Source organism: Deinococcus humi (genome assembly GCF_014201875.1).
Lineage (GTDB): Bacteria > Deinococcota > Deinococci > Deinococcales > Deinococcaceae > Deinococcus > Deinococcus humi.
In genome coordinates, this window is the sequence record NZ_JACHFL010000011.1 from 63459 (window position 1) to 77910 (window position 14452).

Consider the following 14452-nt stretch of genomic DNA (forward strand, 5'->3'; position numbering starts at 1 on the left):
ACTGTGCGGCGGGCAAAGCGTCTCTCCTAGCTGGGCAGCTGGGGTATAGCCGTACAGTGGACCGGTACGGGATCGGCGGGCCTGCGAATGAGCCCGCTCGATCGATTGCTCGGGAGCTGGGTGTTCACGATGTACCATTCCGGCCTCGCAGAACCGATCACTGGTCATCAGCGGTATGAACGGGTGCTGGACGGTGGGTTCGTCCTTCAATAATGGACATACGATCACCCCGATTTCCCAGACGCCCTGGCCCTGCTGTCGGAAAAACAGGCTCACTCCTTTGACGTGCGAGGCATTGTCCGCATCTTTGACTTTGAGATTGACGACGTGGGTTGGTCCATGATCCACCTCAATCGGGCTTTTCCTAGTGTTTTCAGATGCAGTTTCAGGGCCGGACGTCATGACAGGCAGCGGCGCAGCCTCTCGCGACGGTGGGACCACTTGGCAGCCAGATTTCACAATGACTTACCGGCGCGAAGCTTATTGATGACGTGCCATAGATTGTGACCGGTTTACAGCTCAGCCGGACCGCGATGCGTACAAATAAAGTCATGCTCTCGGAAGACAAAAAATAGAAGATGAATCAGCGTGAAGATAGACCGTCACCGATACTTCATTAGTTGGACGTTGCGATATCTTGACACAAAGGACATACTTCAAAACCAAGATTTTGGTATAAAGAAGAATATTTAGTCAGTAGAAAAAGCTCTGCCTGGAAGTTCTGGGCACTGGTTTTCTACACCTTAGAACAGGAGGTTGAGATGACCCGTAATCGTAATGAACGATACGACCCCCGCCATGACATGTACCGCAATGATATGGACCGCTCCACGGACATGTCTCAGGATCGCGATGATGGCCGCTTCTCGTCAATGAGTGATAACCGTGGTCTGGACCAACGTGGCGGTTATGGTGGTATGGACCGTGAGAACTTTGGTCGCGACAATTATGACCGGGGCGGCTCTTCGGACCGGGATGGTTACGGCCAGTCCGGTGGCGGCATGGACCGTGAGCGTCGAGACTACGGTGGGATGAACCGTGATAACCGTGGTATGGGTGATCTGTACCGAGGCAATCAGGGGTATGGTGGCCAGGGTTCGGGTGGAGGCTCTGACCGCCAGGGATATGGTCAGGGCTTTGACCGTAACTCCGGTGGCATGGGCCGCGACAGCCAACGCTATGGGAACATGGGCCAGGCGAGCTCTGGCTACAGTGACGATTACAGCGCTGGGATGCGTTATGGCTCGTACAGTGACCCCTATCAGGGCAATCCTGACTACCGTGGCGGTTCCAGGATGGGGAGTTTTGACCGCGACATGGGCTCTGGCCAGTCGGGCGCGGTCAGTCACCGCGGCAAAGGCCCCAAGGGTTACCAGCGCAGCGATGAGCGCCTGAAGGAAATGGTCAGTGATGTCCTGGAGGACGAACACGGCGTGGACGCCAGCGACATTGAAGTTCAGGTGCAAAACGGCGAGGTGACCCTCACTGGTACGGTGCAGGACCGCTCCCAGAAGCGGCGTGCGGAGGACTGCGCCGAGAGCGTGCGCGGCATCAAGGATGTCCACAACCAGATTCGCGTCAAGAGAAATGAGCAGGCGGGTCATGGCGACGACACCAGCACGGTGACAGCCAAGGCCACCTCGTCCAGCCAACGGAATAAAGGTCAGACGGGCACCAGCTGATTCAAGCCCGTACAGCTCCCTTCCGATCACGAAACTCTCCGACAATGATGGATCAAGTTCGCGTTGCTCCTCACCGGGGCACTGCACCACCGGGAGCCCACTGGGGTTCCCGGTGATTCTTGGACAAGGTGTGCGTGGAAGTCGGTAGGGTTAGGCATTGACTTTAGAGGGCTGCGGATGAGTTCAGGGCTGTCCTGGACATCCTGCTTCAGGAACACCGTGACCCCAGGGCGGCCCAAGCCTTTCTCGTCCGCTTGCTTGGGGAGGACAACGCTCCTGAGGTGATCCACACGGATAAGCTCCGGAGCGATAGGACGGCGATCCGATCCATGGCGTGAAGCACGCCCAGGTCGTCTCGAGAGCCCGCTACAACAAACCCGTTGAGCCGTCCCACCGCGCGACAGGGCGCCGTGTTCGTCAGTGGCGGGGGTTCAGGTCACGTCCGTGGGCCCAAGTCTCGAACCTTGACCGACCCGCTCCACCGTCCCTGTCCCTGACTGCCGTTCTCACCAGGAAGCAGCCTTCCAGACCGGGTAGCAAGTCGCGCAACAGGCGGCCTGGAATCTGAGCTGCCCGTGTTCCTGCGGCTCTCTTCTGCAGAGCGAACCATTGGCCAAAACCCCCAGGATTAATTGGACTTTTGAGTCATAACCCTCATTCCTTTCACCCTCCCGCCTGCTTTGGTAAGGCATGACCCCTCTTGCCGAACAGCTCATTACCGTACGCGGTCTATGGGATGGACATGTCACCAATCCCCACCGGATGTTCAGAGGCCAGATTGTTCATTCCGATCTGGCCGGACTCCGCAAGGGCACCAATGTCGAGATCAGTTACGAGCACAGCAGTGCTGATGCCCAGAATGCCGCGCAACATGGCACCTATACCCTGACTGCCGGCAGGACACGCCTGCCTCTGATGAGCTTTACCTGTCGCACCGTGGGCACCCCTGGCCATCACAGCCCGGATGACACACAGGAAGCTGACTGGCAGGCTGTTCCGCTGGGATGAGGCGACTTGCTGGTGACCATTCGAAACCGCCAGGCGGCCACTACGTGTACCAGGGGGCGGAGATTAGCGGCTGAGGAGCACAATATCCAGCCCATGTCTAGGACGGCCACCGCTCCACCCGCATGCCAACCCAGCCCAGCTGACTGGCGGCCGCGTCAGGGACTTAGGGGGTTTCTGAAGACTGTGACGCTGGGACTGATGTTCGCTGTGACTGTCTTTCCCGGCACTCGCAGGATTTTGTCATTCTTGAAGGCCACTCAGGGGCACGGACCTTCTTTCATCCTGCGCTGTAATACCCAGGACGGCCAATGCCCACGGTGCTGAAGTAACGGCCATCTCCCATGGTGTATCGGCCAGGCCGCACAGGACGCCAAAAGGCAAGCTCCAGCGTCGGAAAAGTATAGGTATACCCTTGTCCTGGTGCGTCCCGGTCATACGTTGCCCATTGGGCCATCTGTTCAATGACCTGCTTAGCCGGGGTGCCTAACAGGTCAATGCCCTGATAGGAGACACTGAAGTGTTCTGACCTGGACAGCTCGATAAATTCGACCGATTGAGCCGTGCTAAAGAAGACCTGGAACGCATTGCCCTGGTAGGCATAGACTTCGCCACTGTCTGGTGTTTTCCGGAAGATGAAGGGGTCACCCGATACGGCGGTTCTGACTTGGTCTGAGGTCATGCTGAAGCGGACAGAGAGGACCCCTTCAAGAGGACGGAGCTCATAGTGATGTTTCGACACAGGGCTAGGCTATAGCCACTCTCTTGCTGCCTTCAGCGCACCTGGGGAGAGCCTTCAAGAGTGCCAAAGTCCTGCTAAGGTATGTCCGCAAACTCCTGCAGGGCTGAGAGAATGACGTGTGGTGCGAAAGTATGAGTTGACTGACGAGCAGTGGGGCTGAGTGGCCCTACTGCTCCCTCCACGACGACCCCGAACGGGCCGCCCATCTCTTGATCACTGAACCGTGTTGAACGGCATCCTTTGGATTCAACGTTCGGGCTCCGCTCCACCTTTGTCCTGGCGCGTCGGGCGTACTGCGGCGACAAGGCTCATCGGCTGGTCGAAGACGAGGGATTCGCTTGACCGTTCCTCCAAAACGGGATCACAAGCGGCCACGGCCGTATGACCGTGGCCTGTGCCGAAAGCGCAACGTCATTGAGCGGTTGGGGGCCGACTGAAGCGCTCTCAGAGAATCACCACTCGGCTTGAGAAGCAGGGGTGTTACTACGGAGCGATAGTCACCATCGCCTGCCTGATGGAATGCTTTGAGGCTTTGCAGGCACAACCTATTGCTGGTAGGCAGTCTGCGCCTCAACCCCTTCACCCCAGACGCCTTCGCGTGCCATACAGGTTTGAGGGAGCTCAGGTGTGGGTCACGGCCTCAGTCTCTTCGACCGTGCAGACATCTGGGTCTTGCGCGTCACGTGGTTACTGGGATGGATCATGTGCTCTCCGATCTTCAGCACTGTTGAGGTGTTGTGGGGCGGAGATACAGCCTATCGAGCTTAGAGATGAAGTCAAGGTCGCCTGGCGGCAACGACATGTGGGTTCATCAGGTGGGCAATCCAATGCGGGACAGGAAGCCGTGGGTACGGTACGCGATGAACCACTGCGTGATGTCGCTGCGTTCCGGGCCGTCCGCATGGCCAGGCCGCCAGGGCCTGAATGGGGTCGTCGAGCACCTCATGATCCAGACCCAGGTGTTCGCTCCATAGCGCGAGGCGCAACGTTTTGGCAAAGCGGGCCACCTCCATCGGTTGCCCATTCATCTGTCCCGCCACCCGCTCACCGTCCACTATGGAGAGCGCGAGCTCGGAATCTGTGGTCGCGCTGCGCCAGTTCACATTGGCTGAACCGATGATCGCCAGGCAGTCATCCACAACCATGAGTTTGGAGTGCAGGTAGATCACGGACCCTCGGGCTGCCTGCCGCAGATGGAAGGTGTGGAGGTTGGCTGGGTTGCCCCCACGAACGCGCTCCAGGGTCCGGCGGCGCAGGGTGTTGTGAAAGGCAAGCAGGCCCGGCACCTCATACGCCCGCGTCATCACCAGCATGACCTGTACCCCACGGCCCGCCGCGGCGCGCAGTCGGTCGATCAGGCTGCAGGGCCACACCATCTGGTCCTCAAGGTAGATGTAGTGCTCGGCGCGCTCAATGGCCCGCTCGTAGGCCAGACGCACGCTCTGCTCTCCCTGGGGCGCGAAGGGGTAGACGCCCGGCGCCAGGGTCCGCAGCACCTGAACATGTTGCTGACCACAGCACAGGCCCTTCGGACGAGGCGTTTGCACTGGGGGTGGCGGTGCATCGAAGCGTCCGGGGCGGGTGCGGTCATTCCAGCGCTCGGTGAAATTCTCCCAAACCTGCGCGGCAGCCTTCCCGCGCACCAGGCACGCCACGTCGTGCCATGCCTGGAAGTCGCCCCGAAGGTCTGCCCGGCGGCCGGTGTGGTCTGGAGTGTCCCAGCGCCCACGGCACAGGTCTATTCCCCCGACATAGGCGGACACATCGTTTGCAGAACGCAGCACCACCGCTTTCTGGTGGTGGGAACTGGGCACGTCCCGGCGCAGGCGGCCATCAAGGACCGCCTCGCCACCCCTGGCGCGAATCTGACGGGCGAAACGTACGTTGTCCCGGAAGCGGGGCAGGACCCAGCCGGCGGGTGGGAAGGGAAAGCGCCACAGCAGGGCGCGCACCCGCACGCCCCGTGCGCTCAGGTGACTGAGTTGTGCACTCAACGTCGGGGCCCCAGGGACCAGAGGCCGCAGGGACTGGTCTGGCGTGATCCGCCAGCCCGCGAGATGCACTTCGTCGCCCTGCCCCAACTGCTCAAGTTGGCCGGCCAGGTGGCCGAAGTACGCCGCGCCGTCAATCAGGGCCTCAGCGGCGTTCCCACTGGTGAAGTGGGGGGTGCGGGGCACGTGGTCAGGGCCCAGGAACCAGTGCGTGGGATCAGTGACCGCCACACGCCACCCACAGTGCCGGTACTTCAACTGTCGTCCTCAGGAACGATGCCGCCGGCACCAGCCCTAGAGCGTGCGGGCCGACCGTCAGATGGTCTTTGAAGGAACCTGACTTCAGGGGTTCGGTCTGTGACGCGCTCCCCAACTTGGCGACCCTGGCGTGCCGCCGCAGTTTGGTCACATCACGCATGGGGATGTCCCGCACCCGCCGCGGGAAGTGACCCATGGTTTCACCGTAGATCTCCTGTTCCGTGTGGGCGAAGCCCAGGGCAATGTCGCCCGCACGGTACGGAGGCAACGTTGTCTGGGTTCGCCTTTCAGGGCTCGCCAGATGGGCAGGAATGGACGTCGCATTGCGGCAGTGTAGACAGTTCCGCTGCGCCCACGCTCATCTGAGAGCAAATGCCCGAACAAGGCGCCCTGGCAATTCCTGCCCGGGTGAGCCACGCTGTGAGCGCTGCCGCAATGCGCAGCCCAGAGCCGAGAAGGTCAGGAAGCCGTCTTTCAAAGCCACGGTGCGGCTGTGACCAAGCCGATCACAAGCCCAGATCTCGCACTCCACTGTGAGGTGCGTGGAAGACGGGTGAATAGAGGTGGCTGCAGGCCACGGATGAGGACCAGGGGGGAATCGCTGCTTTGCCCCAGGCACAGATCGAGACGCCATGGACATTTGCCATACTTTATGGGCAAGCAAGCCAGGGGCGCACGGCTTTCTGGCCGTGCACCCTATAGGTCAAGCCAGTTAGCGGCTGGCGTCTTTGGCGTCTTTCTCGCTGGCGCTCTCATGGAGTTCGGCTTTACCGCGGTCCACCATGCCCTTGCCCTTTTCTACAGCACCCTCGACCGGGTTGTCCGTGGTTTCGGCCTTGAAATCGTGCCCTTCGGCGCGGGCGCGGTCCGCGCCTTCATTCACTTTGTGCTTCACGCTGTCTACGGCCTCGCCCAGGCGTTCTCCTATTCCTTTCTTGTCGTCACTCATGCCTGGAGTGTAAGCAAGTAGGGTCAAGGGTGGATGGCAAAATCCTCAAGACGCACAGGCCTCAGCACCAGCTGTCTCAAGATCGAAGAACTGAGCAACGAGGGACGGGCTGAGCTGTGGCAACTGGCAGCTCAGCCCGTGGCCACCCGCGTACAACTCCAGGGCGAGGCCGAAACGGACGTGCTCGATATCGGAGCCATCCTGACCCTTCGGGAACCGATGTCCGGGCGCGAGGTGTCCGTGCGACTGGTCCCGGACCTCGACGCGGTCTGGCGGAAAGTGAAGGTGCTGATGGTCAGCCGCGAATTCCCAACCGAGCAGACGCTGAGTCGGCCTGGAAGTGGGCGATTCACTGGGAGCGAGATGGGCAGTGCCCAAGAGCTGGTGTGCGAGATCCTCTTACAGGGTCACGCACCCGGGGATTGACCCATGGCCACAAACCGCGCAGGATGACGCGGTGATTTCCAGGGAGTGCCGTTGACCCCGCCTGATTCGGCTGCTCCCGCCCGCAGCCGCGTGATTGCAGCCTCGCCCGTGTATTACGGCTGGGTCATCGTGGCAGCGGGCACGCTGGGCGTGATCATGACCACGCCCGGACAGACGGTGGGCGTTTCGGCGTTTCTCGATCCGATTATCAAGGAGCTGGGATTAAGCCGCTCTCTGGTGTCTACCCTGTACCTGTTGGGAACCCTGATGGGCGCGCTCGCCATGTCGTTCGTGGGCCGCGCCATCGACCGCTTCGGGCCGCGCCGGATCGTGACGGTGGTGGCCGCGCTCTTCGCCCTGGCCTGTGTCCTGATGGGCTTCGTGCGTGGGCCGTGGACGCTGCTCGTGGGCTTCGTCCTGCTGCGTGGGCTGGGCCAGGGCGCCCTGGGGCTGGTCAGCGCGCACGTGGTCAACCTGTGGTTCGTGCGCCGCCGGGGCCTGGCCCTCGGGCTCACCGGACTCGGGGCGGCCCTCGCCAACGGCCTGTTTCCCCCGGTGATCCAGGCCTTGATCGAAGCCCACGGCTGGCGCAGCGCCTACATGATGCTGGGAGGGCTGGTCGCCGTGACAATCCTGCCGGTTGGGGCAATGTTGTTCCGGGACCGCCCCGAACGTTATGGGTTGATCCCTGACAGCCACTCGGCCCCATCTGGCGCACCCCTACCCGTCGAGCAGGCCCTCACGCTGCCCCAGGCCCGGCGCACGCCCATGTTCTGGCTGCTGATCGCCAGCGGCGCGCTGCAATCCGCTCTGGGCACCGGTCTGATCTTTCATCACTTTTCGCTGCTGGCCGACGCGGGGGTCACCCGCGACACGGCGGCACTGGTGTTCGTTCCGATCGCCGCCGTGTACGCCACGTCCAACCTGCTGAGCGGCGTGTTCCTCGACCGCTTCTCCCCCCGCCGGCTGATTCCCGCGTCGCTGGTGGCACTGACCCTCGCGTTGCTGGCGCCACTCCTGATCCATGACGGGCCCACCGCCCTGGCCTACGGTGGATTGCTGGGTCTAATGCAGGGCATGCAGTCCGCAGTCTCGGTCAGCGCATGGGGCTATTACTTCGGGCGGACACACCTGGGGGCCATCCGGGGTCTGGCCTTCACCACCTCGGTGGCAGGCACGGCCTTCGGGCCGCTGCTCTTCGCGCTTGGCAAGGATTGGACTGGGTCCTACGCGTCTGTCCTGCTGGTCAGCGCCCTGGTGCCCCTGTTGCTGGCTGCCGTGGCCTGGAAAACTCCAGTTCCAGCTGTGAACCAGGACGGCACTTGAACTGGCCGGGGGGAAGCCGGCCAGCAGCCTGATTTCCAGGCGGGTAGGGCCTCGATTGCCGCAGTGTCCCCCACGCGGTACAGCTTCGAGGGTTTGCGTTCGCTGGACACTTTCGACATACTGACCTCAACCGCAGGTGCGGCACCTCCTTACCGAGTGTGCCCCTGGAGAACAACTGGTGACAGCGTGACCCCAGACAAAGACGATGTCTTTGTCCCCCGGTGCTCAGCCGCCACTGCGGAAATTGACGATGAGAGGTCTTGATTTGAATCTTGCAACTTACAAGCAGGAATGGTTCGGCAACATCCGGGGCGACGTGCTCGCCGGCATCGTGGTCGCGCTCGCCCTAATTCCCGAGGCCATTGCCTTTTCCATCATCGCTGGCGTTGCCCCCAAAGTTGGCCTGTACGCCTCATTCTGCATCGCCATCATCACCGCCTTCATCGGTGGCCGCCCCGGCATGATCAGTGCCGCGACGGGCGCCATGGCGCTGCTGATGATCGACTTGGTGAGGGACCACGGCATCGAGTATCTCTTCGCGGCCACCATCCTGACCGGCGTCATTCAGGTGCTGTTCGGCTGGGCCAAGCTGGCCCGTTACCTGAAATTCGTGCCCCGCAGCGTCATGACCGGATTCGTGAACGCGCTGGCCATCCTGATCTTCCTGGCCCAGCTGCCGCAGTTCGTGGGCGAGGGCTGGCCGATGTACGCCATGGTGGCCGCGGGACTGGCCATCATCGTCCTGCTGCCCCGGCTGTTCAAGGCCATCCCCAGCGCCCTCGTGGCGATCGTGGTGCTGACCGCTGTGGCGATCTTCACCGGCGTGAACGTCAAGACCGTAGGTGACATGGGTGAGCTGCCCACCGCCCTGCCCTTCTTCAGCCTGCCGCAGATTCCGCTGAATCTCGAGACCCTGCAGATTCTCTTCCCCGTCGCCGCCACACTCGCCATCGTGGGCCTGCTTGAATCGCTGCTCACCGCGCAGATCGTCGATGACATGACGGTGTCCACCAGCGACAAGAACCAGGAGTCAGGTGCGCAGGGTACCGCCAATATCGTGACGGGCTTCTTCGGGGGCATGGCGGGCTGCGCGATGATCGGGCAGAGCGTGATCAACGTGAGCAACGGGGGCCGGGGCCGCCTGTCCGCCTTCGTCGCCGGCGCCTTTCTGCTGCTGCTGATCGTGGTGGCGCAACCGCTGGTCATCCAGATTCCGATGGCGGCGCTGGTTGCCGTGATGTTCGTCGTGGCGTTCAGCACCTTCAACTGGAGCAGCTTCCGCACGTTGAGGACCTTCCCGAAAAGCGAGGGCATCGTGATGGTGACCACCGTGGCGGCCACCGTGATCACGCACGACCTGTCCATTGGCGTGTTGATCGGCGTGCTGCTGAGTGCCGTCTTCTTCGCCCGCAAGGTCTCACAGCTCTCCACCATCACCAGCGAACTCAGCCCGGATGGGCGCGAGCGCCACTACCGGGTGGATGGCCAGATGTTCTTCGTCAGCACCTACGATTTCGCGCACGCGTTCGATATCACCGAGGACCTCGACCGGGTCGTGATCGACCTGACACACACCCACCTGTGGGACAGCAGCGCCGTCGGGGCCATTGACAAGGTGGCGCTGCAGTTCATGCGCCGGGGCGTGGACGTGGAAGTGGTGGGCATGAACGAGGCCAGCGCCACCCTGATCGACCGTGTGGCCGTCTATGACAAGCCCGGCGCACTCGACCGTGCCCCCGGCCACTGAATCAACACACCCAGAACGAGGAAGACAGGACGCAAGGTGCGTTCTGTCTTCCTTTGAAGACGTGCTTAAACAGGGTATGCGGGCGGGGGCCGCACCCGAAGCGCTGGCGAAGGAGTGGCACCAGACGGTGCTGGGCAGGGTGTACGAATTGACGGGCCGCACACCGGTCCTGCTGCCAATGGTGATCGCTTGAGCGGTGGGGTTTTCTGGCCTCCCTCTGAGCGAGCCGATTCCGCCTCGCTGGTCAACCACATCAGGCCGTCATCCGATGGAGTTGGCCAGGCAGGCCATGCTCACGCTCAGCAGGGGCCAGCTTCCGTGTCTATGACGGTGGTGAGGCCGCGCCACTTCAGAGCGGACGTCACACAGGCTGGCTACTGCGCTAAATCCACAAGCAGTTTCTGGTCTCTTCTGAAAATACCGATTCTGGCCAAAGAATCATAAAAAATAACGATATAAATATATTTAAACCGCTTCTATTTTAAAGATCAGAGATTAATTGTTTTGTAAAGGAACTCTAGTTATTGATTATGAGTGCCAAGAGCCTCATTCTGATTTATAAATTCGACGAGCTAAGTATTCTCTTACAGCTTTCTTACTCATCTAGAATTGGGAAGCGATGTGAGATCAATATGATCTTTCTGTTCAAAAAAATTCTCTTACAAATTTCATACAGATTATTCTTGCGAGGTCTGATCCTCCCCCTATACCCCCATAAATTTAAGACTGAAACGATTTTTATGTAAAAAACTCAGCAAGGATAGTGGGTCATTTATGGATACTTCATAGATGAAGCTTTGGCAAATTCTGTAGCGTGATGACAGCCGAGAAGGAATCCCACTAAGGCGACAACTTCGCCGCCCTCAATCCAATCATCTACAGTTCTTGTCTCCCATCTCTCACCAAGCTCTCAGGAGAAATCACATGTCCCCCCTCCCCGCTTCAGCTCCTCTGTCCCTGCTCGCCCAATCCGCCCGTTCCCTCCGCTGGCTGGTGTGGTGTGCGCCCCTGATCCTGGCGGCCTGCTCCGGGCCCAGCACCCCTGAGGACCAGGCGGAGGTGACGGCTCAGCAGCCAGCACTCGAGGACAGCGTGGACAACAGCGCGGATCGCTCCTGGACCGATGAAGAGGTGGGCACTCGCCTGACCGAGCAAGGATTGAGTGCCGGAGATAACACGCTGAGCAACATGCCCTGGGCAGCGGCCACCAACGGCTGGGGACCAGTCGAACGCAACACCAGCACCGGCGAGGCCAAGAGCGGCGACGGGCGGACCATCACCCTGAACGGCAAGAAGTACAAGACTGGTCTGGGCGTTCACGCCAGTTCCTCAGTGACCTTCAATTTGGCCAGCACATGCAAGCTGTTCGTAGCCGACATTGGGATCGACGACGAGGTGGGGAAACAGGGCAGCGTCAATTTTCAGGTGTACGGCGACAACGTCAAACTCTACGACAGCGGCAAGATGACGGGGGCCAGCACCACCAAGAGCCTGAAGGTCAATATCGAAGGCCGTAAGGTCCTGAAGCTGACCGTCACCGACGCAAGCGATAAAAATGCTTACGATCACGCAGACTGGGCCGCACCTATGCTGCAGGGCTGCGTGGTCCCGGTGAAGACCGTCCTCCCGATCGCTCCTGTGCCCGTTCTACCTGCGCCTGTGATTCCTGTACCTGCGCCCACACCAGCCCCTGCGATTGTCAGCGGACCGCTGGTCATCACCAAAGGTGGCACCTACACCGGCGAATACCTGAGCAACGATCCCACCGTCGCCGCCGTCAAGATCAAGACCGCCGAGCCCGTCATCCTCGAAAACTGCACCCTGCGTGGACGCGGCCACCTGATCGACGCCTCCTGGACCTCCGCCAACCTGATCGTCCGCAACTGCAAAGGGTATGGCCTGAACCCCAACGATCCCACCCGCATCCCCGGCCGCTTTGTGCAGGCCCAGGGCATCGTCTCCCTGCTGATCGAAAACAACTTCATGGAAAAGACGGCTGGCATCTACGTCAACAAGTGGCAAGGCGACAAGGGGCTGCCCGTCAGCGTCGTGATCCGCAACAACCTGGCCCGCAACATTGAGGGCCGCTACAGTGATGGCAACGGTGGGTTTCAGGACAAGTTCTACCGGGTCCAGTTCGTGCAACTCAATGGCATGCTGGATCTGAGCGGTGCCGAGATTGCCTGGAACCGTGTGGAGAACACCGCCCGCCAGAGTCACGTCGAAGACGTGATCAACATCTACGCCTCCAACGGCACGGCCAGCAGCCCGATCCGCATCCATGACAACCTGATCAACGGTGCGTTCGCCGGACGTCCCGACGCTTCGTACAGCGGCGGCGGCATCATGATGGGTGACGGTTGCGGTTCGGGCTACACCGAGGCGACCAACAACACCGTGCTGGAAACCAGCAACTACGGCATCGCCGTGGCCGGCGGTCACCACCAGAGCGTCAAGGGCAACACCATCCTGGCGCTGGGCAAACTGAGTGATGGCACGCTGCTGGACGCCGAGAGTGACGCGGGCTTCTACCTGCGCAACTACTGCTCGACGCCCAATGACACCAGCACGGTGGTGGCCGAAGGCAACACCGTGGGCTGGAGTGTCCCAAGCAGCAAAAGCCCTCATTCCCGCTGGGACTGGTCTGCGACTGCCGGGGTGGAACGCAACAACACCCGCGTCCAGAATCAGAAACGCGCCGTCGATCCGCAACTGCTGGCCCAGGCCGTCACCGCCTGGGAAGGCCGCGCCCGAGCTGCGGGAATGGTCACTGGCCCACGCTGATCCCCCCTCGTCACTCGGAAAAGCCACTTCCAGAATGGAAGTGGCTTTTTTGGACACTGTTCGTCCAGAAGTCTGGACAGCAAGGGCACGCTGAGGGTTCAACGCCACAAGATTCGGAGGGAGTCCTATTGAATACCCACCTTCGGGACGCAGGGTATCCGGCACAGACAACGCGCCGTGTGTCCGATTCTTCCCTGACAAGAGCGGTTGGCATTCTGCCTTTGCGCCTAGTGGTGTCGTCAGGGCGAACCCCCGTCCACCACTGAGAGGTGGGGGCGTGCGTTGAGAGGTGGCCAATATTGGGACCATTGTTATGTGATGTCAGCGATGCTGGATGAGAAAGCCCGCTCTGACGGGGTTCTCGCTACGTGGTGGCTGCTTCCCTGCGCTTAAATCGTCTCGTCAGGTCCTTCCGCGCCGGGTTTTCCACCCAGCGGAAAGCAGCGATAGACACGGCGATCAACACGGCCACATACACGATCAGGAAAAGCCAGGACTCACTGCCGATCCCCACGCGGTCAAGCCCCAGCTTGACGTAGTGCGGCTGCGGCGCAGGCCACCGTGGCGGCCCTCAAGCAGATCCGGACGACCTGGACAAGGAAGCGGGCGCGCAGCAGATCCGGAAATGCTATTTACCTAGGAATCTATTTTATTAGAATGCTATTTTCGATCTAACCATTGCTGCAGCAATTGGCGAACCACTGTGCTGACCTCAACCCCTTGCTGAAGGGCTTTGATCCGCACCGCCCGCCTCAACTCTGGAGGGACAGTGACATTCAGCTGCACCATCTTTTCTGCTGGCGCATCCACTGGCGGTGGTGTGCCCTGAGCCTTTCCCCTTCCCTGCTGGGAGGCGTCAGGAATTGCAGCAGGGGTGGGCACTGGTGCAGCTTTTTCACCCGTACGGAGAACGTCACCCAATTTCGGGCGCTTGCTCTTGGTCATTCTAGTAACTCCTTCCAGACTGCGGCGTATTCATCCAGGTCTGTCGGTGTTCCACCGAAGGCCGCCTTGTACGCTTCAAGCTCGCGGACCCGGGCATTCAGTACAGGGAGACCCGTCAGTGCATCCTCTGCTTCACGGGCCAGGCGGCGACGTGGGTTGTACCGGGTGAGCAGAACGGCCACAGCGAGTTCTTCCCGCTGTGCCTGAAGATCGGCCAGGAGTTCGAGTGTCGGTCCCAGGCGGTCCACTTCCAGACCTGTTGGCGCCACAGGGACCAGAGCGATGTCCGCCAGGCCGCCAGCCCGGAGCAGCAGCTCACGGGAGTTTGGCGGCGTGTCAATGATGACCATACTCCCTGTGGCCTGAGCAGCTTTGACCTGACGGGCCAGGCGGTCCGGTTCACCTTGAATCACTTCGAATGGAAGCTCAGCATGAGCGGCCCAACGGTGGGCGCTGTGTTCGCTATCCGCATCAATCACCGTGACCCGTTGCCCAAATTGAGCCGCCACAGCAGCGAGATAAAGCGTTGTCGTCGTTTTCCCAACGCCTCTTTGAGGCGGTTCTGGCAAGTGAACTTCGGTAGGCTGGTGAGCGGTG

Annotated in this window: 13 protein-coding genes and 1 pseudogene; 8 read left to right on the forward strand and 6 right to left on the reverse strand. The window is 60.9% G+C overall.

Annotation, left to right across the window (positions count from 1 at the left end):
• Nucleotides 1-761: 761 nt before the first annotated feature.
• From HNQ08_RS17825 to HNQ08_RS17835, 3 genes and pseudogenes are all read left to right on the forward strand, one after another.
• Nucleotides 762-1682 (forward strand): BON domain-containing protein, encoded by a 921-nt coding sequence (locus HNQ08_RS17825; protein ID WP_229790220.1) that lies wholly within the window; start codon nt 762-764, stop codon nt 1680-1682.
• A 179-nt stretch (nt 1683-1861) separates the two neighbouring features.
• A pseudogene (locus HNQ08_RS28295) lies at nt 1862-2020 on the forward strand (DDE-type integrase/transposase/recombinase); the annotation flags it as partial.
• A gap of 352 nt (nt 2021-2372) precedes the next feature.
• Entirely contained in the window at nt 2373-2690 is a 318-nt protein-coding gene (locus tag HNQ08_RS17835) for a hypothetical protein (protein WP_184135134.1), read from the forward strand.
• Between the two features lie 277 nt (nt 2691-2967).
• On the opposite strand, the gene HNQ08_RS17840 is transcribed toward HNQ08_RS17835, so the two are convergent.
• From HNQ08_RS17840 to HNQ08_RS17855, 4 genes are all read right to left on the reverse strand, one after another.
• Nucleotides 2968-3429 carry a hypothetical protein gene (locus HNQ08_RS17840; protein ID WP_184135137.1) on the reverse strand — a complete coding sequence of 154 codons (462 nt, stop codon included), beginning with the start codon at nt 3427-3429 and terminating at the stop codon, nt 2968-2970.
• A 776-nt stretch (nt 3430-4205) separates the two neighbouring features.
• Nucleotides 4206-5606, reverse strand: coding sequence for a phospholipase D-like domain-containing protein (locus HNQ08_RS27975; RefSeq protein ID WP_184135140.1), 1401 nt, complete (start codon nt 5604-5606; stop codon nt 4206-4208).
• Nucleotides 5607-5637: 31 nt separating this feature from the next.
• Nucleotides 5638-5946, reverse strand: coding sequence for a hypothetical protein (locus HNQ08_RS17850; protein ID WP_184135144.1), 309 nt, complete (start codon nt 5944-5946; stop codon nt 5638-5640).
• Between the two features lie 444 nt (nt 5947-6390).
• Nucleotides 6391-6627, reverse strand: coding sequence for a hypothetical protein (locus HNQ08_RS17855; RefSeq protein ID WP_184135147.1), 237 nt, complete (start codon nt 6625-6627; stop codon nt 6391-6393).
• A gap of 33 nt (nt 6628-6660) precedes the next feature.
• Here HNQ08_RS17855 and HNQ08_RS17860 point away from each other — a divergent pair, with 33 nt between their 5' ends.
• From HNQ08_RS17860 to HNQ08_RS17875, 5 genes are all read left to right on the forward strand, one after another.
• Nucleotides 6661-7053 (forward strand): hypothetical protein, encoded by a 393-nt coding sequence (locus HNQ08_RS17860; RefSeq protein ID WP_184135150.1) that lies wholly within the window; start codon nt 6661-6663, stop codon nt 7051-7053.
• Between the two features lie 51 nt (nt 7054-7104).
• Nucleotides 7105-8379: an MFS transporter gene (locus HNQ08_RS17865; RefSeq protein WP_184135152.1), complete on the forward strand. Its 1275-nt coding sequence runs from the start codon at nt 7105-7107 to the stop codon at nt 8377-8379.
• 265 nt (nt 8380-8644) lie between these two features.
• On the forward strand, nt 8645-10126 hold the full coding sequence (locus HNQ08_RS17870) for a SulP family inorganic anion transporter (RefSeq protein WP_221284280.1): 1482 nt from the start codon (nt 8645-8647) through the stop codon (nt 10124-10126).
• Between the two features lie 61 nt (nt 10127-10187).
• Nucleotides 10188-10319, forward strand: coding sequence for a hypothetical protein (locus tag HNQ08_RS27980; protein ID WP_268240032.1), 132 nt, complete (start codon nt 10188-10190; stop codon nt 10317-10319).
• 731 nt (nt 10320-11050) lie between these two features.
• Nucleotides 11051-12910 carry an NPCBM/NEW2 domain-containing protein gene (locus HNQ08_RS17875; protein WP_221284281.1) on the forward strand — a complete coding sequence of 620 codons (1860 nt, stop codon included), beginning with the start codon at nt 11051-11053 and terminating at the stop codon, nt 12908-12910.
• Nucleotides 12911-13570: 660 nt separating this feature from the next.
• On the opposite strand, the gene HNQ08_RS17880 is transcribed toward HNQ08_RS17875, so the two are convergent.
• Both HNQ08_RS17880 and HNQ08_RS17885 read right to left on the reverse strand, forming a co-directional pair.
• Nucleotides 13571-13855 carry a hypothetical protein gene (locus HNQ08_RS17880; protein ID WP_184135172.1) on the reverse strand — a complete coding sequence of 95 codons (285 nt, stop codon included), beginning with the start codon at nt 13853-13855 and terminating at the stop codon, nt 13571-13573.
• Nucleotides 13852-14424, reverse strand: a complete 573-nt coding sequence (locus HNQ08_RS17885) for a ParA family protein (RefSeq protein WP_244977214.1) — start codon at nt 14422-14424, stop codon at nt 13852-13854. Before HNQ08_RS17885 ends, HNQ08_RS17880 begins: the two co-directional genes overlap by 4 nt.
• Between the last annotated feature and the right edge of the window lie 28 nt (nt 14425-14452).

Bases quoted from the DNA above. Each gene is read 5' to 3' on its own strand.
- HNQ08_RS17825 (WP_229790220.1), top strand. From the start codon at position 762: ATGACCCGTAATCGTAATGAACGATACGACCCCCGCCATGACATGTAC.
- HNQ08_RS17835 (WP_184135134.1), top strand. From the start codon at position 2,373: ATGACCCCTCTTGCCGAACAGCTCATTACCGTACGCGGTCTATGGGAT.
- HNQ08_RS17855 (WP_184135147.1), bottom strand. From the start codon at position 6,627: ATGAGTGACGACAAGAAAGGAATAGGAGAACGCCTGGGCGAGGCCGTA.
- HNQ08_RS17860 (WP_184135150.1), top strand. From the start codon at position 6,661: ATGGCAAAATCCTCAAGACGCACAGGCCTCAGCACCAGCTGTCTCAAG.
- HNQ08_RS17875 (WP_221284281.1), top strand. From the start codon at position 11,051: ATGTCCCCCCTCCCCGCTTCAGCTCCTCTGTCCCTGCTCGCCCAATCC.
- HNQ08_RS17880 (WP_184135172.1), bottom strand. From the start codon at position 13,855: ATGACCAAGAGCAAGCGCCCGAAATTGGGTGACGTTCTCCGTACGGGT.